Below are 24,945 nucleotides of genomic sequence, written 5' to 3'. Positions count from 1 at the left end.
TGACTCCCTGACAAAGACAATCGCCCGGCATACCGCCGGGCACAGGTTAGCGGATTTTCATTAGGCCACGTTTGCGCGAACCCGACGGCGCGGCGCCGCTGAACGGCAGACCGTCAATCGCGTCGTGGGTCCGCAAGGCTTCGGGACGGATCCAGCGCTGAACGCGGGAGGGCATATCCAGGCCAATCAGCAGGATCACGACGAAGGTCAGGCCGAAGGAAAGCGATCCCAGGGTCGTGCCGAGATCCATTCGCTGCGCGATCAGGGCGCCAAGCACCGGAGCAATCGCTCCACCCAGCGCGCCCACGTTGTAGGTAAAACCTAATCCGGCCGCACGCTTGTCGGTATCGAAGTAGCCGCCAATCAGCTTCGGCAGGATCCCGGAGATCCCTTGCCCCAGCATCTGCTGGAAAAACAGTAGCAGGCCGAGGACCCAGACGTTTGTGCCGCCGATAGCAAAGACGGGAATAATGAGGAGCTGTGACGCAAGCAGGCTGTAAACATAGGCTTTTCGCGTTCCCAGCCAGTCGCCGAGAAAGCCGCCGACGCAGCAGCCAACCGCGGCGCCAAAGCCGCTAAAGAACAGCACCTGTGCGACGGTAGTATGATCGTAAGCCAGATCCGTCTTGAGATAGGTTGGCAGAAGCGCCTGAATGGGCCATGAATACAGGAAGGCAAACAGCACAACGACCATCAGCGTCACGCCGGTCGGCCAGCGGTTGCCGCTACTTTGCACCATAAAGCTGATAAATATAGCCGCGCACAGCAGCCCCAGGACCACCACTATTCCGGCATTTTGCAGCTCGCCCGCGAAGCAGAACCACAGCGCCGTTGCCGCAGCGAGGGTCAGGAAAATATTCATCACCCGGCGTTTTCCGCAGTACAGAATATCGACCATCGTGAGCACCGGCGCTTTTCCGGCATGCTTCTGCTGCCAATCTTCCGCTTCCGGGATGTTTTTTCGCAGCCACAGCGCAAAAGCAATCGGTACGATACCGATGAAAAATAGCGCTCGCCATCCCCAAACGGGAACCACCAGGCTATAGACCTGTGCAGCAACGACTGCCCCCACGGAGAAGCCTGAAATCAAGAATCCGCTGGCCTTATTGCGCAGCTTTTTGGGCCAGCTTTCAATAACGTAGGTAGCGCTGGAGCCGTACTCACCCGCCATCCCCATACCGATCACCAGCCGGGCGATAAACATAGTGGTGTAGCCCGACGCAAAGCCGCAGGCCAGGGTGCCCATCGAAAAAAGAATAATGCTGCTGACCATCGCCAGCCGCCGTCCATAGCGATCGCCCATCGCCCCGAGCATCAGCCCGCCAAACCAGCGCGAGATGAAGGCTGCAGAGATAAGACTCGCCGCCTCAACGGTGGTCAGGCCGAAGTCTCCCTGGATTTCCGTCAACACCAGGGCGATTAATACAAAATCAAAACCATCAAGCAAATACCCCAGCCAGGCGGCGGAGAAAGCCCGCCACTGCGCCCGGTTGAGATGGCGATACCACGGGATGTTCTGGGTCGTTGTGCTCATTTTACTCTCCCGCGATGGGTCAGACCCACGCTTGGTTTCTCATGCCAGATGCCGCTATCACCCATCTGGCATATCAATGTTGTCGCCCGGACGGAACGCTCTCCGGGCGTTGCTCCACTCTCACAGCGCGGAGGCTATCCTCAACTCAGATGCTGTTTCTCTTGCTGCAGCTGCTGCGCCAGCGCCTTTAGCTCCGGCAGGAATTTCTCATCCACCGGTGCGAATGGCCTACGGCACAGCGGTTCAGCTACGACGTCCATATAGTGAAGAACGGTTTTAAGCCCGCGGAATACGCCGGTTTTGATCAGCAGGTCGATGACCTTATTACATTCAGCCTGCAGCCTCTGCGCCTGCGCAAGATCGCCGGTCTGAAGCGCTTTAACGATCCCCTTGTAGCGCCAGCCCATAATGTTGTAGGTGCTGCCGATCCCGCCGTCTGCCCCGGCCACCAGCCCGGAGGCAAAGATTTCGTCAAAGCCGTTGTACAGTACCAAATCCGGATGCGACCGGCGGATCTGCTCCATCTGGTAAAGATCGCCGGAAGTCTGCTTCAGCGCGCCCACGCCCGGGAGCGTCACCAGGGTGCCTATCTGATCGAGCGTCAGCTTCACGCCGCTGAGCACCGGGATGTTATAGACCACCATCGGCAGGCCATTAGCGGAATCAATAATCGCCTGATAGTGAGCGCAGTGTTCTTCAAAGCTGAACGGATAGTAGAACGGCGTCACCGCAGACACCGCGTCGTAGCCGTAGCCTTCGGCAGCCTGCGCAAGCTGCTGGCTTTCCAGAGTGCTGACGCAGCCGACGTGGGCAATCAGCGTCATCTTCCCCTGCGCTTCTTCAGCCACGATTTCCAGCACCTGCTGGCGCTCAGCGCTGGTCTGCACGAACGCCTCGCCGGTAGAACCGCCGACGTAGAGCCCGTCGATCCCCTGATTGAGATTAAAACGTACCAGCCGCCGCAGGCTGTCTTGATCCAGCTTTTGCTGCCCGTCAAACGGCGTCAGCAGCGCCGCCATTACCCCACGTAAATTCACCGCCATAGAGACCTCGTTGCGTTATTTGTTGTGATTAACTATGTACCTTTATACCTGTTATACCAGAACAAATAAGCAGCAGCCTCATACCAAACGCTTATTATGCGATCTGCTTCACTAAACGATCCTGAGGATCCTTAGACGGATTTACGCGGCTGTTTTTTCTTGCCGAAGGCGTGCCAGGTGGCGGAGACGCTGTTGAGGTGGGTTTGCAGAGCGCGATCGGCTTCATCCGGATCGCGGCGGCGAATGGCGGCAACGATATCGATATGCTGTTGATAGCTTAAATTATTATGCTCATAAAGTTCCCCTTCAGGGACCTTAGGACGCGCGGCGATGAGCCAGTCCAGGAGCGCAACGTGAATGGCCATAAAAATCGGATTGCCGGGAATTTCCGCCAGCACGCGGTGAAACTCAACGTCTGAACGGATAAACAGCGTATTGTCATCCAGCGACTGGCTGTTGATCTCAAGAGCCTGCACCAGCTTTTCAAGCTGTTCATCGCTGGCATGCTCAGCCGCGTAGCGAACCAGGCTGGATTCAAAAAACAGACGCAGCTGCTCGAAATGCGCAATTCCGCCGGGATGGGAGAGGAAATCTTTCGCCATACCGGAGAGCTCCCCGATGATGGTGTCGGCAGAAGGTCGCGAAACGCGGGCCCGTTCGCCGTTGCTAATCTGCACCAGACCTTTACGCTTTAGCGCCGCCAGCGCTTCACGTACCGACGGGCGGCCGACGTTGAAAAATGTCATCAGCTCCCGCTCTGAGGGGAGCTGCTCACCTTCGGCAAACTCACGCCGGCGAATCATTTGCTCCAGCTCTTCTTCGACCATTTCGGACAGTTTTTTACGCGTCAGCGGCCGGCTACGCAGCGAGCGTCCGACGTTATCAGCAGTACTTTCAGCGTGCGTATCCGATGCTTTCATAGTGTCCATAGGTAGCGAAGAGTGACAAATGTGACAGCAAATTCATCATATCATAGGAACATCTGGCGGGTGAAGTTAACGGCAGCCAGGGCAGAACGACGGCTGACGATGCGTGAGACCGCTGGATTCAGGCGCAGGATGATATAAAAAAGCAGGGCCTGATGGCCCTGCCTGGAGGATTACTTCACGACGCGTAGCGCCGGTCGCCCACCGCGAGGCGGCGGCGTGTCATCAGGGTCATCCTCGTGATTATCCGGCTTATCGCCGTCAATCACTGACATCACCGTTTCGTTCTCGTTGCTTGACGATGCTTCGTCATCATTCAGGCTGATGGCGTCCTCATCGTAAGCCGCTTCCGGCTCGAACATGGTCCCTGCGCCGTTTTCACGCGCGTAGATAGCCAGTACGGCAGCCAGCGGCACGGAGACATTGCGCGGAACGCCGCCAAAGCGGGCGTTGAAGCGCACTTCATCGTTAGCCAGCTCCAGATTCCCGACGGCACGCGGAGCAATGTTGAGAACGATTTGCCCGTCGCGCGCATACTCCATCGGAACCATAACGTCCGGCAAAGTGACATCGACGACCAGATGCGGAGTCAGCTGGTTATCCAGCAGCCACTCATAGAACGCCCGTAGCAGATACGGGCGACGCGGCGTTAGCTGCGATACATCCATCGGTTAGCCTCGACCGAGTCGCATTTCACGCTCGGGTTCAGTTAAGGAAGCCAGGAAGGCGTCACGTTCAAATACGCGAGTCATATAGCCCTTGAGCTCCTTCGCACCCGCGCCAATCACTTCGACGCCGAGTACCGGTAAACGCCACAGCAGCGGTGCAAGGTAGCAGTCTACCAGGCTAAACTCGTCGCTCAGGAAATAAGGCTTCTGGGTGAAGACTGGCGCAATCGCCTGCAGCTCTTCACGCAGCTGCTTACGCGCGTTATCAGCCTGTGCGGCGGTGCCGGTCTGAATGGTATTCATCAGCGAATACCAGTCTTTTTCGATACGTTGCATGTACAGACGGCTTTCACCACGCGCCACCGGATAAACCGGCATTAACGGCGGATGTGGGAAACGCTCATCCAGATATTCCATAATGATGCGGGATTCCCACAGAGTGAGCTCACGATCCACCAGCGTCGGTACGCTTTGATTTGGGTTGAGGTCAATCAGATCCTGAGGTGGGTTATCCTTCTCCACGTGTTCTATCTCAAAACTAACACCTTTTTCTGCCAGCACGATGCGGACTTGGTGGCTATAGATGTCAGTAGGACCAGAAAACAGCGTCATTACCGAACGTTTGTTGGCAGCGACAGCCATGAAAACCTCCAGGTATATTCAGAATTTTGTACTGCTACCAGCCACGCATGGCTAGCCAGATGTAAAAACCCCATTCGCGGGAAGAGATTCTCGTTTATGAAAGAAACAAAAAACGAACAATCACCAGCATTTGGGCAGAAAATTGGATGATAGTTTACCAGATCTTGACGACGTTGTGGTGAGGCGATTCTGGAAATGCTGAAAAAGTGGTAAGAATGGGTGACTTCGCCATGGAACGCGACCATTTTATCCATAAAAAAACCCGCCGAAGCGGGTTTTTTCGCAAATTGTTCTGCGTGAGCAGAAAACAATTAACGTTTGGAGAACTGAGGACGACGACGTGCTTTACGCAGACCGACTTTCTTACGTTCAACTTCACGAGCATCACGAGTAACGAAACCAGCTTTACGCAGTTCGCCACGCAGGGACTCGTCGTACTCCATCAGAGCGCGGGTGATACCGTGACGGATCGCACCAGCCTGACCAGAAGTACCACCACCTTTAACAGTGATGTACAAATCGAATTTCTCAACCATATCAACCAATTCCAGCGGCTGACGAACTACCATGCGGGCAGTTTCACGACCGAAGTACTGTTCCAGAGAACGTTGGTTGATGATGATTTTACCGCTGCCCGGTTTGATGAAAACGCGAGCTGCAGAACTTTTGCGGCGACCAGTGCCGTAGTATTGATTTTCAGCCATTGCCTATAATCCCGATTAGATGTCAAGAACTTGCGGTTGCTGTGCCGCGTGGTTGTGCTCGTTACCCGCGTAAACTTTCAGTTTACGGTACATAGCACGACCCAGCGGGCCTTTTGGCAGCATGCCTTTAACCGCGATTTCAATCACACGCTCAGGACGGCGAGCAATCATCTCTTCAAAGGTCGCTTCTTTGATACCACCGATGTGGCCGGTGTGATGGTAATACATTTTGTCTTCGCGCTTGTTGCCGGTTACAGCAACTTTTTCTGCGTTCAGAACGATGATGTAATCACCAGTATCAACGTGCGGAGTGTATTCCGCTTTATGCTTGCCGCGCAGGCGCAGAGCCAGTTCGGAAGCCAGACGGCCCAGAGTTTTACCGGTCGCGTCAACAACATACCAGTCGCGTTTTACGGTTTCTGGTTTAGCTGTAAAAGTTTTCATTAAAAGCTTACCCAAATAATAAGTTACACGTTGGTGAACACCCAAACGTTTTAGTCAGTTGAGGTTCACACGACATTGTCCAGCAAACCTACCCCTTCGAATAGCCTATGCCGGCACATAGAAAGTTTTGGGAAAAAAACCTTCTCGTAACGTGGGGTCGCAAGATTATAGAGAAGTCACGCGCAAAGATCGACCCCTTTATGTGATTTGGACTGGGTTTTTTCGCCACCGGAGCGGGCCCTCGCGCATCGGCGTCAGCCCTCTCCCGCCGGGAGAGGGCGAAGGACGCGTTACGGCATATGAGGACGCTTTAAATACTCCTCGCTCTGCATCTCCTGCAGGCGTGACAGGCAGCGCTGGAACTCGAACTTCAGGCGTTCGCCCTGGTAAATTTCGTGCAGCGGCGCCGCCGCGCTGACCGCCAGCTTAACGTGGCGCTCGTAGAATTCATCAACCAGCGCAATGAAGCGCCGCGCCTCGCTCTCCAGCTGCGTCGTCATTACCGGAACATCAAACAGCATAACGGTATGGAACAGGCGAGACAGCGCAATATAGTCATGCTGGCTCCTCGCATCGACGCACAGCGTAGTGAACGACGCCGCCAGGGTCTGGTTCTCCACGCCGAGCGTGGGCAGGGGGCGGTGGTTAATCTCCAGCGTCGGCGTCTGCTCGCGCCTCGCGCCGGCCAGCGCCAGCCACAGCTTATCCATCTGCTGCCGGGTCTGCTCGTTGAGCGGCGATAGCCAGAGGTGGGCCTGAGTGAGCGTGCGTAAGCGGTAATCAATGCCCGCATCGACATTCATGATATCGCAATGCTGCTTGATCGCCTCGATAGCCGGCAGGAAGCGGGCGCGCTGCAGGCCGTTACGGTACAGATCGTCCGGGGGAATATTAGAGGTCGCCACCAGCGTGATGCCGCGCGCAAACAGCGCCTTCATTAACCCACCCAGCAGCATGGCATCGGTAATGTCTGAAACAAAAAACTCATCAAAGCACAGCACATCGGTTTCCGCCTTGAAGCGGTCGGCAAGGATCTCCAGCGGGTCGCTGTGCCCCTGCAGGGCAATCAGCTCCTCATGAACGCGCAGCATAAAGCGGTGAAAGTGCAGGCGCTGCTTACGCTCGCCGGGCAGGCTCTGATAAAAGAGGTCCATCAGCCAGGTTTTACCGCGCCCCACGCCACCCCACATGTACAGGCCGCGGGCGGAGCTCGTTTCAGGCGTTGGCTCACGCTTGCCCAGCAGTTTGCCAAATTTCGCCCGCAGGCCGCCGCTTTGCGGAGTTGGCGCGGGTTTTTCCTGCAGTTCATGATAGATGGTATCGAGGCGGTTTACCGCTTCTTGCTGGACGTCGTCGGGCTGGTGAGAGCCCTCTTTGAGAGCTAAAAGGTAACGCGATGTTGGGGACAGGCTTTGCATGATCTAATTGTTATTCCTTGAAAATCGTAACGTCAAAGCTCACGATTGTCGAAAAAAAGGCCGTTCTACACTACGCGATGATACGCCAGGATTCCACTTCTGTGGAATTAGCGGTTATAGTGGCACTATCGGGCGCAGGCGGAGAGCCTCATAGCCACCCTACGGAACCACAAAACAACGGGAGATGTACATGACCTGGGAATATGCGCTAATTGGGCTAGTTGTCGGTATCATCATCGGTGCCGTCGCCATGCGTTTTGGCAACCGCAAATTACGTCAACAGCAGGCGCTGCAGTTCGAACTCGAAAAGAATAAAACAGAGCTTGAAGAGTATCGTGAAGAGTTGGTCAGCCATTTTGCGCGCAGCGCTGAACTGCTGGATAACATGGCCGATGACTATCGTCAGCTGTACCAGCATATGGCAAAAAGCTCCAGCAGCCTGCTGCCGGATGCCATGGCGGAGGCTAATCCGTTCCGCAACCGCCTGGCTGAATCAGAAGCCGGTAACGATCAGGCGCCGGTGCAGATGCCACGCGACTATTCTGAAGGCGCATCCGGCCTGCTGCGCGGTGGCGCAAAACGCGACTAATCCTGCGGTTAGCGTAAAATATTTTCCGGGCGCACTCTCTGCGCCCGTCTTCCCCCCTACATCCCAGCTACAATTTAAAACATTGACCACGTTGTTACCTGGTCGAAAATTCAATAACATCAGGCCATTCGGGACGATATTCCACACACCTCAGGTTACGAGAGCCAGCATCTAATGAAGAAACAGACTTTGCTGTTGAGTGCGTTAGCGTTAAGCATCGGGTTATCGTTGTCCGTTATACCTACGGCTACGGCGTCGATACCCACGCAGGTACCGGGCCAGGGAGCGCTGCCGAGCCTTGCGCCGATGCTGGAAAAAGTGCTGCCTGCGGTGGTCAGCGTCCAGGTTGAAGGCACCGCCTCTCCTGCGCAAAACATGCCGGAAGAGCTGAAAAAATACTTTGGCGACAATGCGCCGCAGGAGCAGGCACAGCCTTTTGAGGGGCTCGGCTCAGGCGTTATCATCGACGCCGAAAAAGGCTATGTGCTGACCAATAATCACGTCATCAGCCAGGCGCAAAAGATAAGCGTCCAGCTCAACGATGGCCGCGAGTTTGACGCGAAGCTGGTCGGCAGCGACGATCAAAGCGATATCGCCCTGCTGCAGCTGCTAAAACCAACCCATCTGACGCAAATCGCCATCGCCGATTCCGATAAGCTGCGCGTGGGTGATTTCGCCGTCGCCGTCGGCAACCCCTTCGGCCTCGGGCAGACCGCCACCTCGGGCATAATCTCCGCCCTCGGCCGCAGCGGCCTGAACCTGGAAGGGCTGGAGAACTTCATTCAGACCGATGCCTCTATTAACCGCGGTAACTCCGGCGGCGCGCTGCTGAACCTGAATGGCGAACTTATTGGCATCAATACGGCGATTCTGGCACCGGGCGGCGGCAGCGTCGGCATCGGCTTTGCCATCCCCAGCAACATGGCGAAAACCCTCGCTCAGCAGCTGATTCAGTTTGGTGAAATCAAACGCGGCCTGCTGGGAATTAAAGGTACTGAAATGAGCGCCGATATCGCCAGGGCGATGAACATCGACGTTCAGCGCGGCGCTTTCGTCAGCGAGGTGTTGCCGAACTCCGGTTCAGCTAAGGCGGGGATTAAATCCGGGGACGTGATTGTCAGCATGAACGACAAGCCGCTCAACAGCTTTGCCGAGCTGCGGTCGCGTATCGCCACCACCGAGCCGGGAACCAAAGTGAAGCTGGGGCTTCTGCGCGACGGTAAGCCGGTGAATGTTGAGGTCACCCTGGATAAGAGCACCTCTTCCAGCGCCAGCGCCGAGCTGATTATACCCGCCCTGCAGGGCGCATCGTTGAGCGATGGCCAGATGAAGGACGGCACCAAAGGCGTGGTGGTTGATAGTGTCGATAAGGCCAGCCCTGCGGCACAGGTCGGCCTGCACAAGGACGATATTATCATCGGCCTTAACCGCGAGCGCATTAGCACTATCGCCGAGCTGCGCAAGGTGCTGGAGAGTAAGCCGGCGGTCATCGCGCTGAACGTGATGCGCGGCAACGAAAGCATTTATCTCCTGCTGCGCTAATGCAACGGGTCCGGACATCGCGATCGCCGCGGTGTCCGGAAATACGCTATCCCTACCGGGCGACGGGACGCAGCCTGCGCGCCGGTAACGTGAAAGACGACGCCGGTAAGTCGTGTTATGCTGCGCCTGTCCATTAATCAACGATACCTGCATCATGCCTGGAAAGCTTTTACGTTCAGTACTCATTGGTTTGATCGTCGGGGGACTGCTGCTGGCCGCAATGCCCTCGCTGCGTCAATGGCATCTGTCGACGACGACCCAGTACGATAGCGCGGACGAATCGCCCGCCAGCTATAATCCTGCCGTCCGCCGGGCGGCGCCTGCTGTGGTTAACGTCTATAACCGTGCCCTCAACGGCACCAGCCACAATCAGCTGACCCTGGGTTCCGGCGTCATCATGGACCAGCGCGGGTATATTCTGACCAATAAGCACGTTATTAACGACGCTGACCAGATCATCATCGCGCTGCAGGACGGCCGCGTTTTTGAAGCCCTGCTGGTCGGTTCTGATACCCTGACCGATCTTGCGGTATTGAAAATCAACGCCAACGGCGGCCTGCCGGTTATTCCGATTAATGCGAAACGCGTGCCGCATATTGGCGATGTGGTTCTGGCGATTGGTAACCCATATAACCTCGGGCAAACCATTACTCAGGGGATTATCAGCGCCACCGGTCGTATCGGCCTTAACCCGACGGGCCGACAAAACTTCCTGCAAACCGATGCCTCTATCAACCACGGCAACTCCGGCGGCGCGCTGGTCAACTCGCTGGGCGAGCTGATGGGCATTAACACGCTCTCATTTGATAAAAGCAACGACGGCGAAACGCCGGAAGGGATCGGTTTTGCTATCCCCTTCCAGCTGGCGACTAAGATCATGGATAAGCTGATCCGCGACGGCCGCGTGATCCGCGGCTACATCGGTATTAGCGGTCGTGAGATCGCGCCGCTACATGCGCAGGGCGGCGGAATCGATCAGCTGCAGGGGATCGTCGTGAACGACGTTGCGCCCGAGGGGCCTGCGGCCCAGGCCGGCATCCGCGCCAACGACGTGATTATCTCGGTCAATGACAAGCCCGCGGTTTCCGCCCTCGAAACCATGGATCAGGTTGCTGAGATCCGCCCAGGTTCAGAAATTCCGGTGGTGATCATGCGCGAAGATAAGAAAATCACCCTGCATATCGCCGTTCAGGAATACCCGGCAACCAACTAAAGCCCGATGGCTCGGGCTTTAGTTGGTCATACCGACGTTAACGTCAATCAGGCGTTAACGTCGATCATCGTCTTAATTTCATTGGTCACCGGGAGCGTCCATGCCTCCTGCGCACGCGCGAGCGGCAAACGTCGGCTTATCAGAATATCGGCGTTCAGCCTCTGCGCCTCCAGCGCCGCAATAACCGCAGGCCAGGTAAACTTGTAGCGCATTACGCCATGAATAGTCACTTCGCGCTCTATCACCGCCGACATGGGGAAGCCGCCCACCTGCTCGCCCACGCCGATCATGATTGCCCGCCCGCCGGAAAGCACGCTCAGACAGGCGTCGTGGCGCACGGACTGCACGCCCGTGCATTCCAGCAGCACGTCGTACTGCCGATCGTTATCGGCCAGATCGCTCAGCGTTTCGGCCCCCATTTCGTGGGCAATTTTGCGCCGCCCTTCCTGAGGCTCAACCAGCACCACTTCCGTGGCCCCCAGCGTTTTAGCAACCTGAACGGCGAATAACCCCACCGGGCCGCCGCCGGTAACTAACACCCGGGAACCCAGGCCAATGCGGCCTTTTTCCGCCCCAGCCAGGGCAACCGAAATAGTTTCGACCATCGCCGCCGCGCCGTCGCTGATGGCCTCGCCGATAGCGTGTGCATTGCCTGACGGGACGCACAGATACTGCTGCATGGCGCCGAAGGTGCCCGGCACGCCAAAAAATTTCTGCGTTGGACAGATATTATAATTCCCCTGCACACAGTGCCGGCAGCGGCCGCAGGGCACCAGCGGATCCACCGAGACGCGCTGGCCTACTCGATGCGGAGAAATGCCCTTCCCCACCGCCACAATCACACCGCCGAACTCGTGCCCCATAATCATCGGCTCGGTAATCATTTCGCTGCCGCAGCGGCCGTCAAAGTAAAAATGCTTGTCTGAACCGCATACGCCCACCGAACCGATTTTCAGCAATACTTCTCCGGCCTGCGGCTGCGGCACGGCGGTGGTCCGTAGCTCGAGGGTTTCTTTCGCCATCAGGAACAGCGCGCGTTGGCTATCCGGAATATCTGTTTTAAATTCCATAACGACCTCTCAGTCTGAGTTGATTTTATTGAGCAAAGCGCCCGAAGAAGCGGTATTGCGCGAGTTGAACTGCCCGTTAAGCAGGCTCTGTTCGATATCCTCCAGCGTTCTTCCCCGCGTCTCCGGGGCAAAGCGCCATACGAAGACCCAGGCGAGCGCATTGACCACCGCCAGCGCGCCGAACACAAGGCCAATGCCAAGGGCATCCGCCGTGAAATAGAGCAGCAGGGTGACAAGGAAATTGACGACCCACAGCGCGAACGAGCACAAAGCCGTGCCCTTGCCCCGCACGCCAAGGGGGAATATTTCGGCGCAGTACAGCCAGGTCACCACCGACAGGCTGCCGCCATTGAAAGCGAAATATCCCAGCAGGCAGGCCAGCACGATGATTTTATGGCCGTCGCTCAGCAACTCCTGCGCGTGGGCGGACCAGGGCAACAGCATCGACATCACCGCCAGCACGACTACCGCGCCGGGCAGGCCAATCAGCATTAGCCGCCGCCGTCCTAGCACGTCCAGCAACCAAATGCCCAGCAGTGTAAACACCGTGAGCACCACGCCGATCCCAACCGACCCCAGGATCGCCACCGATTTGCCAAACTGCGCCATCACCAGTAAAGAAGGGGCGTAATAGATGATGGCGCTGATGCCGGTAGCCTGAGAGAAAATAGCGATGCCAAGGCCTGCAACCAGTGCGGGCCGCACCCAGGGCTGAAACAGCTCTCTCCAGCTCGACTGCTGGTCCTGATGCAGTCGTTCTATCTCCTTTACTTCCTGAGCGGCTTCATGCCCGGTGCGCCCTACGCGGACGAGTATTTCCTCCGCCCGTTTAGCCTGCTGCTTGCCCACCAGCCAGCGCGGGCTTTCCGGCAGATACAGCATCATCACGATAAAAATCACCGCCGGGATAACCGCCAGCCCGAGCATCCACTCCCAGGCGCCGGACGGGCCAAGCAGATAGCCTACGGCGTAGGCCAGCAGCGTGCCGACGCAGATCATCATCTGGAACAGCACGCCCTGAGCGCCCCGCCGATGGGCAGGCGCGAGCTCGGCGATATACATCGGAACGATTTGTGAAGATCCGCCAACGCCCAGGCCAAGCAGGAAACGCATGACAATCAGCATATTGAGGGTGGTCGCTAAGGCACAGCCCAGGGCGAACAGGGCAAACAATATTGAGATGACGATGACGGTTCTGCGCCGACCCAGCCGGTCTGAAAGCGGGCCGGTCAGCAGCGCGCCAAATATCGCGCCGAGCAGCGTGGCGGAGGTGACCACCGACTGCATAAAGGCGTTGTCCGCGATGGCAAAGTCCTCGCGCAGAAAGAGCAAGGCGCTGGCAATGATGCCCGTATCATAGCCGTAGAGCAGGCCGCCGATGCTTGCGCCGATGGCGACCAGAAAGCTGTAGCGTCTACCCTGAGCGACGGCCGTGGGACGGGTCGATAAGTTGTTCATATTAACCTCACAAGAGAATAGTCAGGCTCCCTGGGCCAAATTTCGGCAAAGGGAGGCCAGGCGATAGCGGGTATCACAAAAAGTAAGGATTAAATGGGAGAAAGCGGGCTTCCCACAGGTCGTACCGCGCGCTACGGCAATCGGATCGGAACGATCCTGCGCGCTAAAGATCACACCTCGTGGACAGGGATCTTCAGAAGCTGCCCAAGTTTATGAAACGCCTGGGCGTGGTATCCCCGCCCCATGGCGCAGTGATGGGTCGGGCCGCGGGCGGACCAGTCATCCACAAAAGCGCGCAGCCCTTTGCGGAAACGGAACAGGGCGTTGGTATCCCCAAGCTGCAGCGTTCTGCCTTCCACCAGCTCGCCCTCGGCCAGCACCAGCATGTACTGTCCGTCGGCCCCCTGAGTCACTGAAGCCAGGGTTACCGGACCGGTGGCCGGGGTAAACTGCGTCAGAAAACCGCTGCCCGGCTTGCCGTGGAAGACCGGGCTCATTTTGAGCAGGGATTTTTCATCGGCGATGTCAGGATCGCCCGCCCCGCTGTGCCCGACAATACAAAGATCCTGATTAAAATCCATCGAGTAAAGCTCGGTCAGCGTCGCGCTGCCGGCCAGGGATTTCATCAGCGTCAGCGCGATCGCTGTTTTGATGTCGGCCTCTACCGGGCAGGCAATCCCCTGCTGGGTCAGCATAGAAAAGACCGGGTTCGATGCGGAGATGATCTGGTGCATATAGCCGCTGGGCTGCACCTCGAAATGGTTCGAAAGCGCAATCAGCCGGTGCTCATCAACCAGCCTGCGGGTAGCCAGATAGACCTCAATCATTGAGGTCAGATGCTGCTCATCCAGATCCTCCGGCAGGCGGAAAACCTCTTTCACCTCCCGTCCCACCCGCTCGATGTCGTCCTGGTTAAAGCCGCGAGCAATATTGGCCGCGATCTCTTCCCAGTTAAGGTGCTTCACGTAGCTGCCGAAAGTGCGGAAAATCTGCGTCTCATCAACGTTGAGATCCATCATCCCCGGATAAGGGCGGCCAAGAATGCCGATATTCCCGGTCTTCAGGCGGCGGCAGGCGTTGGCCGCGTCGCACCACTGGCTAATCTTCTCATCGAGGATCGTATCTCCCTCAAGATAGCCGGAAACCACCGCAAAAGGATGCTCGAAACGGCGCAGCACGGCGGTCATTTCCGGCAGCCCGGCGCAGGTACAGCCTTTGCCCAGCCAGTCGTCGATAGTCAGGGTGTTGTCCAGATCCAGCGCGGGGACCGACTGCACGTTCAGCAGCACCAGCGTCACGTTGCCCAGCGCGCGCACGACCGGCAGCAGGGACTCTGACGAAGCGTAGGTCGTCAGGTGACAGAAGATAATATCGACGTCTTCCGCCTGAAAGCGCAGCCCCGCCTCCCGCGCCCTTGCCGGGTTGTCCACCATCCCCACCGCAACGACGTCACGCAGCGAAAATTTTTCCAGCAGCCGATGATGATGCTCCATCAGCCGCTCTTTCATGCCCGAAAACTGCGGCCAGTACGCCTCAAGGCCGATGGCGAAAATACCAATTTTTGCACTCATACAGGTTCTCCTTTGCGGTTATACAATACGGGTTGCCGTCACGCCGAGCAGGCCGGCAAGCTTTTCAAGCGTTGCACCGTGGTGTCCGATGCCGATGGCGCAGTGGTGAGCAGCCCCGCCGCGCGACCAGCTTTCGGTGAAGGCCCGGGCGCCGCAGGCGAAGCGGTAGCGGCTGTTGGTATTGCCGATATCCAGCACTTCACCTTCCAACGACTCCCCTTCGGCGTACTGCAAAATCACCCGGTTATTGACGTCTTCTACCACCGACAGAAAGGTGACCGGCCCGTTGCGTACGCTCATTTGGATAGAGACCCCCTTACCGGGCTTGCCGTGATAAACCGGCAAAGGAACAAGACGCACCTCCCCTTCCGCCATGGCCGGATGGGCCGGACCATCGTGCCCCCACAGCACAACATCATCATCAAAATCAATGCCGTAAGGTTCAGCAAACGAGCCACCGGCCCCCAGCAGCGAGAGAATTTTCATCGCGATGACATTCTTGACTTCGTACTCCCCGGCGACCGGAATATCGCGTCCGGTGAGCAGCGTGTTGCCCAGAATCAGTGAGGTGACGATATTTTCATGGGCGCTGCCCGGCGTGCCTTCGTAGTAGTAAGCCAGCGCGTGCAGTTTGTTTTCCCGGACCAGGCCGTCGAGGGCGACGGCGGTGTGCGTTGCTCGCAGCAGCTCCCGCTCATCGCAGCTGTCATCAATGACCAGCTTTTCCTTTATTTCCCGCTGCTTCTCTTCCATCTGCCTGGCGGAAACCTGCTCGCGCCAGCTCAGCAGCTCGCACATCTCCAGCGGCTGGAAGCGCACGCCCAGCTTTGCCGAGAGGTTCGTCATGTTGGAATAGACGTCGTACATGCCGTTGTAGTAGTGGCCCAGCACGCCAATCTGCGTCTGCGCCAGCTGCTTTTTCAAGGTTAGCGCCGTCAGCCAGGCGCTGGTTTCACGCCAGACGTGAGGATCGTTATGCAGCGCCCCGACGATCATTTCCCAGCGGATCCCGGCACGATTAAACACGTTCGCCAGTTCCGGCGCGCTGCACGCCTGGCAATGCGCCAGCCACTCGCCGGTGCGCGCCCCGCGATCGGGCAGGTCGCGAATCACGCTATACGGCAGGGAGCGCTCGGGCTGGAGAGCGAGGATCAGCACCGGCACGTTGAACTGCTGCACCAGCGGCAGCACCGTCGAGCTCAGGGCGTAGGTGCTGATGGCGATCACGATGACGTCCGGTGAAAACTGCCTGAGGCGCCGGGCCAGCGCATCACTTTTCTCCAGCGAATCGACCAGCCCGCCGTTGATGATATCGAGCGACGGCGCGCAGAGCTGCCCTTCAATCTCCTGCAGATAGCCCAGCAGGCGCTGCTCAAGGCCGCTGAACTGTGGCCAGTAGGTATTGAGCCCGATACCAAACAGCGCGGCATTAAGCACGACGGGTGTGTTCATAGGTTATCTCCTGATGAGGATAAATCGTCTGAGAGAGGAAAATGACCGCGTCCCGGGCCCCGCTCCTGCAGCGCTCGCCGGCAGTGGCTGGGGGACTGGTTAAAGCTTTTCTGAAAGATGACCGAGAAGTAGTTGCTGTCGCTAAATCCGCTCACCGCCGCCACTTCTGCAATGGAGAGTTCACTGGTGCCGAGCAGCGTAATGGCGCGGCACAGGCGGCGCTGCATCTGGTAGCGGCTGATGGTCATACCAGTTATCTGTTTGAAAGCGTCGCGTACCGAACGCGGAGAGAGCTGGTGCTGCGCGCAGAGGGATTCCAGCTCAAATTTCTCATTCAGCCGCGAGCCGAGGCTGGCAATGACCAGATCGATATCCTGACGGGCGCGAGAAGCCAGCTTGTCCGGCGCGTAGCGGTGGCGTATTAGCAAAAGTACCAGTTCGAGAAATATCGACTCGGTCAGGCGTAAAGAGAGGGGATCCCGCTTGCTGCACTCCGCAGCGAGGCGCTCGACGTGCTGGCGAATCAACGCCAGCGACTCCCGGGTCAATCGCCAGCTGCGGCTCTGCTGGTGGGTTTCCGTGCCGGGCAGCAGGTTGTGCCAGTCGGTGCCCAGGCGCAGGCGGTCGCGGCAAAAGAGAATGTTGCCCAGCTCGAGGTTATCGACCGACTGATAGTAATGGCTATCCTGCTGGGTCACGTACAGCACGTCGCCGTAGGTAATGCGATACGGCAGCCCGTTCCAGATATGTAGTCCATTACCGCGCCAGACGATAACAATTTCATCAAAATCATGGCGATGCAAAGGAAAGATATCCTGCGGACAACGGTGCTCTACCGCCACCGGATGGGCGGCACTCGCGAAGTAATCACTGCGCTTTAGCATTAAGGAGGTCATGTTTTTCCCGGTGATGGCGGCAAGGTGGAATCAATATAAGCCAGCCAAAAGCCGCGCCGCCTTAAGAGCCGGGTGGAAATTCGCTCGTAGCGTGACCAAAAAATCAAGAATCAGGAAGGGATTGCAGAAGTTGCAGAGGCGATCACATTTTGATAACAATTAAAGGCGAGTGGGCCAGCAGAGGCTTTAAAACAGCGAGCGGGCAAGGCTGCCCGCTCGTTTATATCATTCACAAATCAGCACGGTTACTTATTAACGAAATCTTCGCCCAGGGCGATATCTTTCTTCAGCGTATCGAGCATACCTTCCAGCGCCTGTTGTTCAAACGCGCTGAGCGTGCCAATCGAACGGCGCTCTTCTACACCATTTTTGCCCAACAGCAGCGGCTGTGAGAAGAAGCGTGCGTACTGGCCGTCGCCTTCAACATAGGCGCATTCCACCACGCCCTTCTCGCCCTGCATCGCGCGGACCAGCGAGAGGCCGAAACGCGCTGCAGCCTGGCCCATAGAGAGGGTTGCCGATCCGCCACCGGCTTTGGCCTCAACGACTTCGGTACCGGCGTTTTGAATACGTTTCGTCAGGTCTGCCACCTCTTGTTCGCTGAAGCTTACGCCAGCAATCTGTGACAGTAACGGCAGGATAGTGACGCCAGAGTGGCCGCCAATCACCGGCACTTCGACATCAGATGAGGATTTACTTTTCAGCTCCGCGACAAAGGTATTAGAGCGGATAATGTCCAGCGTGGTGACGCCAAACAGCTTGTTCTTATCGTAAACGCCGGCTTTTTTCAGCACTTCTGCCGCAATGGCCACCGTCGTGTTCACCGGGTTGGTAATAATACCGATGCAGGCCTGCGGGCTGGTTTTGGCAATCTGCTGAACCAGATTTTTCACGATACCGGCGTTAACGTTAAATAAATCGGAGCGATCCATTCCTGGCTTGCGCGCAACGCCAGCGGAAATCAGCACCACATCAGCGCCTTCGAGCGCCGGGGTTGCGTCTTCACCGGAGAAACCTTTGATTTTTACATCGGTAGGGATATGGCTAAGATCAACCGCCACGCCCGGGGTTACCGGAGCAATGTCGTACAACGAGAGTTCTGAACCTGAAGGCAGTTGGGTCTTAAGTAGTAGGGCAAGCGCCTGGCCGATTCCACCAGCGGCGCCGAGGACTGCAACTTTCATCCTAAACTCCTTATTATGGTTAATATAGTCTTTCGTTACTCCGTCGCCTGGACCTTAATTCACAAGATGAACAATTACAATAAGTATGGTTGAAGAATGCGTTCTGGTGCGCAGCGATGCATCCGCTTCGCATTTTCATCCCTGAGACTGGCCATCCAGCAAAGCGTAGTACCGGACCGACTAGTGGTTACAATACACCCAGCTTGTTCGGCAAAACAACACCAATCTCATAACATTTAATTTACTTTTACAGCTATTTACGCCCCGTGATGAAGGCATGTTCCTTAGCAGGGTTATTTGCTAAAATATGCCCCCTTCATAACATTATTTACTTTATCCCCTTGCGGATTATTTGCATAAAAATTCATGATTATGCATAATGATGTTGTTTTTACCACCATAATCTGGGTGACTTATGCGAAGTTCGGCAAAACAAGAAGAACTGGTTAAAGCATTTAAACTGCTGCTTAAAGAAGAAAAATTCAGCTCTCAAGGTGAAATCGTCCAGGCGCTGCAGGAAGAAGGTTTCGATAATATCAACCAATCGAAAGTCTCGCGCATGCTCACAAAATTTGGCGCGGTACGCACCCGCAATGCCAAAATGGAAATGGTCTACTGTCTGCCTGCCGAGCTTGGCGTTCCGACGACGTCCAGCCCGCTGAAAAACCTGGTACTGGACATCGACTATAACGACGCCGTCGTGGTTATCCATACCAGCCCAGGCGCAGCGCAGCTCATCGCGCGTCTTCTCGATTCCCTGGGTAAAGCGGAAGGCATCCTCGGCAGTATTGCCGGCGATGACACCATCTTTACCACCCCGGCCAGAGGCTTTACCGTCAAAGATCTACACGACGCGATTCTGGTCCTATTTGAGCAAGAACTCTAAGCCCTCTCCCTCACCCTCTGGCTGCCGCCGGAGGGTCCTTAAAAAAATGCAGCATTTTTTTAACATTTAGTGTGGTTTTTCACGCCTATACATTCCTTTACTGAATGAATGGACCGAAAACGCACAAAACATCAAATACATCCATCCATATGATTTTATTAGAAATAGCGGGTACCTGCGGCTAATAAATGACATTTCTAATTCTTATACGTTATAAAAAAGACATTTCTATGTAATTATTTACACTCAAAACAATTAGCACGGTATTAATATTTTTGGTGATTAGTGTATACTTGATTTTGTGATGAGGGTCACGAAACAAAGAGCCCTCAATAAAAAGATTCGACGAGGTGAACATCATGAAAATCAAAACAACCGTAGCTGCACTCAGTATCCTGTCCGTTCTCTCTTTTGGCGCTTTCGCCGCTGATTCAATCAACAGCGATCAGGCTCAAGGCCGTCAGTCAATCGGCACCGTTTCCGTCGGCGCGGTAAGTGCTTCACCGATGGATATGCACGAAATGCTGAACAAAAAAGCGCAGGAGGAAGGGGCTTCTTCCTATCGCATTATCGAAGCGCGCACCGGTGATCACTGGCACGCAACGGCAGAACTTTATAAATAAGCGTTAACGACAGTCGGTTATTAACTGAATACAGAATATCTCCAGCGGCCCAGGTACATCGCAAACCTCCCGCCGCTGCAATCAACATGGTTGGAGTAAAAATTATGAAAACTGCAATGATCATCGCATCCCTGGGCCTGGCTTCCGTACTCTCCTTCGGCGCAAGCGCCGCCGTACAGCAGGTCAATGCCGAACAGGCTCAAAACCTACAGTCCATGGGCACCGTTTCTGTCTCGCAGGTAGGCAGCGCACCGATGGATATGCGCCAGGAACTGGCGGCGAAAGCCGCTAAAGAAGGCGCCAGCAGCTACCGTATTATTGAAGCCCGTACCGGCGACAGCTGGCACGCTACGGCTGAGTTGTACAAATAAACCCTCGTCGTCTTATCCGACGACTTGCCCCCGCCTGTCGGGGGCTTTTTTATGCCTGTCTGGCATTAAAACGTAGTTCCCCTTCCAGCTCTTCTTCCGCTTCATCAAACAGCAGAATCAACGCGCCAAAGCGCCGTCGCTGCTTATCGCTCAAGTGAATAAACTCAATCTCCAGCGGTAGCGGCAGCAGACCGCCGGTGGTCGCTTCCCAGAGCGAATCCAGGTTGTTTACTCTCTCCCGACCCAGCTCAAAGACGCGTGAAAACTCGCGATAGAAATCCTGCTGTTCCGCTATATCATCGAAATCAAACGTGTAGACCGTCATCGCCCGCCCCCGCTTAAAATCCGCAGCCATTCCCCGCTAAATACCATACCGCCGGACGGTCGCTTTACCATCCTTATATTTCTCAATCGAAGGGGTACCGTTGATGAATAAGTATAGCGATAAAAAAACCGACGCTTCAGGCGTCGGTTTTTAGTCTTTAGCTATTTGTCAGCACATGCTGATACTTACGCAGCATCTCCACCAGCCGTCGAACCGGCTCCGTCACCTGCGGCGAGGCTTCCCAGAGCCGTAGCTTCTCCTGATAAATATCCAGCTCGTCGAGCAGGCGGGAGAAGTAGCGTCGACGCTTGTCGTCATTGCCTGCGGAGATAACATGATCCGCAGTGCGGCGCAGCTGGCGATGGTATGCCGACAGATCGTCGTTAACCGGCACCGGCGCATCGCGCAGGCGTTGATGGGCGATAATCAGCGTTAACGCCAGGCGAAAGCGAGCTATATCCCCGGGGAATTTATTCAACAACAGGAACAGCTGCTGGTACAGCGCGGGCAGATGGTTCTCTTTGCGCCGCGCGGTGTTGGTCGTCAGCGATGACACCGCCGCCGAGACAAACTGATTGAGCAGCACGCGCCCGGTGCGCGCCCGCGAATTATCCCGCACCAGCAGGATAACCATCAGCGCGAGGAAACAGCCGACTATCTGGCCTAACGCGCTGTCAAGGAACTGGCTGAATTGAAACTGCATCGGGTTATCCAGCACCAGTATGTTGATGGTGCTCGCCAGCGCCCCCAGCGACCCCAGCCGCCGTTTTTGGACTTCAATACCAATGAAGAATGCCATGGCCGCCAGGCTGAGACACAACAACAACATACTTTGCTGCGTGGCGGGCATAATTACCAGGAAGAACAGCGCCCCGAGCGGTAAAGCGGCCAACGTGCCATACAGGAAGTCAATTGCCACCATTCTCGGATTAGGCAGACGCATGGCCAACGACGTGACCACCGCAATCATCACCATCGCCCCGCTACCGGAGGTCCAGCCGGTCCACAGCCAGAACAGCGTGCCCAAAATGCAGGAAATAGAGGTACGCCAGAAGTTCACCATCGCATGGTGGCGCTCGGCTGACTCGGCCTTCATGACCACTTCGCCCCGCAGCACCTCATCTTCAATGCGGCTAATTTTGGTATTGCCGACCACGCCCCTTTTTAACAGCAGATAACGCGTCGCGGCGCCAACCCAGCTGTAAATCGTCACCGGTGTATTGTGTTCCCCTTTCCAGGTCAGAAAGCGACGCATTCTTTTCAGCTGTCGGTGGACATCCTGCACGCTCTCTACCGGTTCGGCAAACAGCTCACGATAATCATCGGTCACCATTTCCGGGCGCGAGTTCTGGATAAGGTAGGTTTCACAGGCCTGGGTAATCAGCGTTAACGAGATAGTATTGATTGCCTTCAGCCGCTGGTTGACCTTCGCCCAGCGCGATGACTCCATAATCAAGTTACTGCGCATCCCTTCCAGCGCGCTGGTCCGGCGCACCAGCGCCCCCCAGGCTTTATCGACCACTTCGCTGTCGCCATGTGCCACGCACAGTTGCATCAGCCGGTACTGATCGACTAGCAGGTTATCCAGCTCGAGATCGATCTCTTTCTTAATCGAACGCGGGGAAAATAGCAGGTCAGCGATGATCGCGCTGACAATACCCACGACAATCTCGCTGCATCGTTCAACGGCAAACTGCGGTGCCAGCATCGGGTCGGTGTGGATGGTGATGATAATGATAAGTGCGGTATAGCCCGCCAACCCCCAGGCGTAGGAGTTTTCAACCCGCACCAGCGAGGAGATCCAGGTACAAAATCCCGCCCACAGGCAGCACACCAGCATCATCAGCAGCGGTGCGCGAATCATCAAAATAATAATCGTCAGGGCGGCGATACAGCCGATAAAGGTCCCGGCAATACGCAGCATGCCGCGATAGCGGATAGCACCAGAGTATGGTTCCCCCCCGGCGGCAAATGCGGGGCCGGCGGTCACAATCGCCGCAGTCAGCACCGCCCAGCGTGGAGTTTCCAGCTGAAAGTGGAAACCGACAAACAACGCCAGTACGACCGCACAAGCTAGTTTAATCGCGAAGCGAAGGTGCCGGGATGCAATGGTGAAAATGCCCATGGCGATTAACCAAACTCACGCAGGCGCATCGCCAGTTTCTGGAAGAAGTTAGCCTGGCTGGTATCGCGGTCTTCCTTACCGGTAATCACCACCGTTGCGGTCGTTCCGGCTGGCCACAGATTGCCCTGCTGCTTGTCGAGACGAATACGCACCGGAACACGCTGTGCCAGGCGCACCCATTCGAGGTTGGAATCCACAGAGGCCATCCCTTTCGCATCGACGCTGCTGCTGGCGTTGGTCACCCCGGCGGCAATACTGTCTACCGTCCCTTTAATGGACAGGCTGCTGCCCAGCGGGGTAATTTCCGCGCGGTAACCCTGGCGCACACCTTCCAGCTTGGTCTCTTCGAGATAGGCCACCACGTAGAAAGTGTTTTGTTTAACCAGTGCCACAGCGGTAGAGCCGCGGGTAATAAATTCGCCGTTGTAGACGTTGAGGTTGGTCACCCAGCCATCGGCCGGCGCGCGCACCACTGTACGTTCAAGATCGAGTGCCGCCAGATCGCGGGTAGCGACCGCTTTCGCCAGCTGATGCTCTACCGTTTGTAAGACGTTGTTGGCCTGGTCAATCTCTTCACGGGACATGGCCTGCACGCCCAGTCGGTTACGACGGCCAGCTTCAACACGCTTTTCCTGAGCCAGCGTCTGGTAGTAGGAGACGTCGGCCTGCGCTTCGGCGAGGGCTTTCTGGTAACGCGGCTGGTCGATCACAAACAATATCTGGTCTTTCTTAACCAGCTGGTTATCCTTGATATTTACCTTTGAAATCAGCCCTGACACATCAGGTGCGATGGCCACGATATCGGCACTAAAGCGTGCATCACGCGTCCAGGGAGAGGCAGTGTAATAGACCCAGGCGCGAAAAATCGCGACAAACGCCAGGATAACCAGTATCACAGTGATTGCGGTACGGAAGATATTTCTTGTTAGTGTTTTCACATCGACCTCAAACGAACAAACGCGATATCAGATAAAAAAGACAGCAATACAACGCGGTATTAAAAAGTGCAGGATGCCAGACAAAATCATAGATGCCGGTGGGAACCAGCAGCCGATGCACCAGCCAGAAAACGGCCAGCGATAATAGCAACTCAAAGAAGATCGGCGGAAATGACAAGCCGAAAATCACGATGACAGGAAACAGACTCATGATGACCTTGATAAGAAGCGTACAGGTGGTAGCGTGAAGCGTTTATTATTAAGCTAACAATATAGTAACGTAACCATTGCAGCATGATCTATATTATGTGATCTAAATCACTTTTAAGTCAGAGTGAATAATGGAACGATTAAAACGCATGTCCGTTTTTGCCAAAGTGGTTGAACTGGGTTCATTTACCGCCACGGCACAGCAGCTTCAGATGAGTGTATCTTCCATCAGCCAGACAGTCTCTAAACTGGAAGATGAGCTACAGGTGAAGCTGTTAAACCGCAGCACGCGCAGCCTGGCCTTAACGGAAGCCGGTAAGATTTATTACCAGGGTTGCCGCCGGATGCTGTTCGAAGCCCGTGATGTCCACGAGCAGCTCTACGCATTTAACAATACGCCTATCGGTACGCTGCGCGTTGGCTGCTCTTCAACTATGGCACAGAATGTCCTCGCCCACATTACTGCTGGTATGTTGAAAGAGTACCCGGGTTTATCAGTCAACCTGGTCACCGGTATCCCGGCTCCGGATCTGATCGCCGATGGCCTGGATGTGGTGATCCGCGTCGGAGCGTTGCAGGATTCCAGTCTCTTTTCGCGGCGCCTTGGCTCAATGCCGATGGTGCTCTGCGCGGCGAAAAGCTATCTGCAACAGGCGGGGATCCCGGAAAAACCTGCCGATCTCGCCAGCCACTCATGGCTTGAGTACAGCGTGCGCCCGGATAATGAGTTCGAAATTATCGCCCCGGAAGGGCTCTCCACCAAACTGATCCCGCAGGGCCGCTTTGTCACTAACGATCCGATGACCCTGGTACGCTGGCTGACCGCCGGCGTCGGGGTGGCCTATGTGCCGCTGATGTGGGCGATCGAGGAGATCAACCGTGGCGAGCTGGAGATCCTGTTACCCAGCTACCAGTCCGATCCTCGCCCGGTGTATGCGGTGTATACCGAAAAAGACAAACTGCCGCTGAAGGTTCAGGTGTGTATAAACTCGCTGACCGAGTATTTTGTCGAAGTGGCGAAAATTTATCAGGGCATGCACGGCCGCGGAATCGCCCGCTAGCGCGAACAACAGAAAGGTGAAGTGACTGGGAATCAAGGGGCAGGTTGCGCCT

25 protein-coding genes are annotated in these 24,945 nt (G+C 56.0%); 7 read left to right on the top strand and 18 right to left on the bottom strand.

Annotated features, from left to right (window positions below; genetic code table 11):
• Nucleotides 1-46: 46 nt before the first annotated feature.
• The 8 genes from GVK32_RS01830 to zapE all read right to left on the bottom strand — a co-directional run bounded on the left by GVK32_RS01830 (nt 47) and on the right by zapE (nt 7,379).
• A complete protein-coding gene (locus GVK32_RS01830) occupies nt 47-1,534 on the bottom strand; it encodes an MFS transporter (protein WP_159864589.1) in 1,488 nt (495 codons plus the stop codon).
• A gap of 140 nt (nt 1,535-1,674) precedes the next feature.
• Nucleotides 1,675-2,577, bottom strand: coding sequence for an N-acetylneuraminate lyase (gene nanA, locus GVK32_RS01825; RefSeq protein WP_159864586.1), 903 nt, complete (start codon nt 2,575-2,577; stop codon nt 1,675-1,677).
• A 131-nt stretch (nt 2,578-2,708) separates the two neighbouring features.
• Nucleotides 2,709-3,506 (bottom strand): transcriptional regulator NanR, encoded by a 798-nt coding sequence (gene nanR / locus GVK32_RS01820; protein WP_159864583.1) that lies wholly within the window; start codon nt 3,504-3,506, stop codon nt 2,709-2,711.
• A gap of 170 nt (nt 3,507-3,676) precedes the next feature.
• Entirely contained in the window at nt 3,677-4,171 is a 495-nt protein-coding gene (gene sspB, locus GVK32_RS01815; RefSeq protein ID WP_045856546.1) for a ClpXP protease specificity-enhancing factor, read from the bottom strand.
• A 3-nt stretch (nt 4,172-4,174) separates the two neighbouring features.
• Complete coding sequence (gene sspA / locus GVK32_RS01810) at nt 4,175-4,813, bottom strand: stringent starvation protein SspA (protein WP_159864580.1); 639 nt, start codon at nt 4,811-4,813, stop codon at nt 4,175-4,177.
• A 311-nt stretch (nt 4,814-5,124) separates the two neighbouring features.
• Nucleotides 5,125-5,517: a 30S ribosomal protein S9 gene (gene rpsI / locus GVK32_RS01805; RefSeq protein WP_034459799.1), complete on the bottom strand. Its 393-nt coding sequence runs from the start codon at nt 5,515-5,517 to the stop codon at nt 5,125-5,127.
• 15 nt (nt 5,518-5,532) lie between these two features.
• Complete coding sequence (rplM, locus tag GVK32_RS01800) at nt 5,533-5,961, bottom strand: 50S ribosomal protein L13 (protein ID WP_004106200.1); 429 nt, start codon at nt 5,959-5,961, stop codon at nt 5,533-5,535.
• Between the two features lie 290 nt (nt 5,962-6,251).
• Nucleotides 6,252-7,379, bottom strand: coding sequence for a cell division protein ZapE (gene zapE, locus GVK32_RS01795; protein ID WP_123708970.1), 1,128 nt, complete (start codon nt 7,377-7,379; stop codon nt 6,252-6,254).
• A gap of 190 nt (nt 7,380-7,569) precedes the next feature.
• Here zapE and zapG point away from each other — a divergent pair, with 190 nt between their 5' ends.
• The 3 genes from zapG to degS all read left to right on the top strand — a co-directional run bounded on the left by zapG (nt 7,570) and on the right by degS (nt 10,723).
• A complete protein-coding gene (gene zapG / locus GVK32_RS01790; RefSeq protein ID WP_159864577.1) occupies nt 7,570-7,968 on the top strand; it encodes a Z-ring associated protein ZapG in 399 nt (132 codons plus the stop codon).
• A gap of 174 nt (nt 7,969-8,142) precedes the next feature.
• Nucleotides 8,143-9,510 carry a serine endoprotease DegQ gene (gene degQ, locus GVK32_RS01785; protein ID WP_159864574.1) on the top strand — a complete coding sequence of 456 codons (1,368 nt, stop codon included), beginning with the start codon at nt 8,143-8,145 and terminating at the stop codon, nt 9,508-9,510.
• A 154-nt stretch (nt 9,511-9,664) separates the two neighbouring features.
• Nucleotides 9,665-10,723, top strand: coding sequence for an outer membrane-stress sensor serine endopeptidase DegS (gene degS, locus GVK32_RS01780; protein ID WP_159864571.1), 1,059 nt, complete (start codon nt 9,665-9,667; stop codon nt 10,721-10,723).
• Nucleotides 10,724-10,770: 47 nt separating this feature from the next.
• On the opposite strand, the gene GVK32_RS01775 is transcribed toward degS, so the two are convergent.
• From GVK32_RS01775 to mdh, 6 genes are all read right to left on the bottom strand, one after another.
• Nucleotides 10,771-11,793, bottom strand: a complete 1,023-nt coding sequence (locus GVK32_RS01775) for an alcohol dehydrogenase catalytic domain-containing protein (protein ID WP_159864568.1) — start codon at nt 11,791-11,793, stop codon at nt 10,771-10,773.
• A gap of 9 nt (nt 11,794-11,802) precedes the next feature.
• Nucleotides 11,803-13,251: a sugar porter family MFS transporter gene (locus tag GVK32_RS01770; RefSeq protein ID WP_159864565.1), complete on the bottom strand. Its 1,449-nt coding sequence runs from the start codon at nt 13,249-13,251 to the stop codon at nt 11,803-11,805.
• A gap of 170 nt (nt 13,252-13,421) precedes the next feature.
• On the bottom strand, nt 13,422-14,822 hold the full coding sequence (locus tag GVK32_RS01765; RefSeq protein ID WP_159864562.1) for a sugar isomerase: 1,401 nt from the start codon (nt 14,820-14,822) through the stop codon (nt 13,422-13,424).
• Between the two features lie 18 nt (nt 14,823-14,840).
• Nucleotides 14,841-16,274 (bottom strand): arabinose isomerase, encoded by a 1,434-nt coding sequence (locus GVK32_RS01760; protein ID WP_159864559.1) that lies wholly within the window; start codon nt 16,272-16,274, stop codon nt 14,841-14,843.
• The gene (locus tag GVK32_RS01755; protein WP_159864556.1) at nt 16,271-17,170 is read right to left on the bottom strand and encodes a helix-turn-helix domain-containing protein; all 900 of its coding nucleotides are present in this window, start codon (nt 17,168-17,170) and stop codon (nt 16,271-16,273) included. Before GVK32_RS01755 ends, GVK32_RS01760 begins: the two co-directional genes overlap by 4 nt.
• Before the next feature lie 245 nt (nt 17,171-17,415).
• Complete coding sequence (gene mdh / locus GVK32_RS01750; protein WP_159864553.1) at nt 17,416-18,354, bottom strand: malate dehydrogenase; 939 nt, start codon at nt 18,352-18,354, stop codon at nt 17,416-17,418.
• Nucleotides 18,355-18,769: 415 nt separating this feature from the next.
• Between mdh and argR the strand changes: the two genes are divergently transcribed.
• The 3 genes from argR to yhcN-B all read left to right on the top strand — a co-directional run bounded on the left by argR (nt 18,770) and on the right by yhcN-B (nt 20,234).
• Complete coding sequence (argR, locus tag GVK32_RS01745) at nt 18,770-19,240, top strand: transcriptional regulator ArgR (RefSeq protein WP_041147448.1); 471 nt, start codon at nt 18,770-18,772, stop codon at nt 19,238-19,240.
• 359 nt (nt 19,241-19,599) lie between these two features.
• Complete coding sequence (gene yhcN, locus GVK32_RS01740) at nt 19,600-19,863, top strand: peroxide/acid stress response protein YhcN (protein ID WP_041147449.1); 264 nt, start codon at nt 19,600-19,602, stop codon at nt 19,861-19,863.
• 104 nt (nt 19,864-19,967) lie between these two features.
• Nucleotides 19,968-20,234 carry a DUF1471 family stress response protein YhcN-B gene (gene yhcN-B / locus GVK32_RS01735; RefSeq protein ID WP_045857851.1) on the top strand — a complete coding sequence of 89 codons (267 nt, stop codon included), beginning with the start codon at nt 19,968-19,970 and terminating at the stop codon, nt 20,232-20,234.
• A gap of 49 nt (nt 20,235-20,283) precedes the next feature.
• Here the strand turns inward: yhcN-B and GVK32_RS01730 are convergent, their stop codons facing one another.
• From GVK32_RS01730 to aaeX, 4 genes are all read right to left on the bottom strand, one after another.
• The gene (locus GVK32_RS01730; protein WP_041147450.1) at nt 20,284-20,559 is read right to left on the bottom strand and encodes a barstar family protein; all 276 of its coding nucleotides are present in this window, start codon (nt 20,557-20,559) and stop codon (nt 20,284-20,286) included.
• 157 nt (nt 20,560-20,716) lie between these two features.
• Entirely contained in the window at nt 20,717-22,684 is a 1,968-nt protein-coding gene (gene aaeB, locus GVK32_RS01725) for a p-hydroxybenzoic acid efflux pump subunit AaeB (RefSeq protein ID WP_159864550.1), read from the bottom strand.
• A 5-nt stretch (nt 22,685-22,689) separates the two neighbouring features.
• Entirely contained in the window at nt 22,690-23,622 is a 933-nt protein-coding gene (aaeA, locus tag GVK32_RS01720; RefSeq protein ID WP_159864547.1) for a p-hydroxybenzoic acid efflux pump subunit AaeA, read from the bottom strand.
• Nucleotides 23,623-23,629: 7 nt separating this feature from the next.
• The gene (aaeX, locus tag GVK32_RS01715; RefSeq protein ID WP_004106237.1) at nt 23,630-23,833 is read right to left on the bottom strand and encodes a p-hydroxybenzoic acid efflux pump operon protein AaeX; all 204 of its coding nucleotides are present in this window, start codon (nt 23,831-23,833) and stop codon (nt 23,630-23,632) included.
• A 130-nt stretch (nt 23,834-23,963) separates the two neighbouring features.
• Between aaeX and aaeR the strand changes: the two genes are divergently transcribed.
• Nucleotides 23,964-24,893 (top strand): HTH-type transcriptional activator AaeR, encoded by a 930-nt coding sequence (gene aaeR / locus GVK32_RS01710; RefSeq protein WP_159864544.1) that lies wholly within the window; start codon nt 23,964-23,966, stop codon nt 24,891-24,893.
• The last annotated feature ends 52 nt before the right edge of the window (nt 24,894-24,945 follow it).

The organism is Klebsiella sp. 18074 (assembly GCF_902705905.1).
GTDB lineage: Bacteria > Pseudomonadota > Gammaproteobacteria > Enterobacterales > Enterobacteriaceae > Klebsiella > Klebsiella terrigena.
This window is presented reverse-complemented; position numbering and strand designations above follow the sequence as displayed.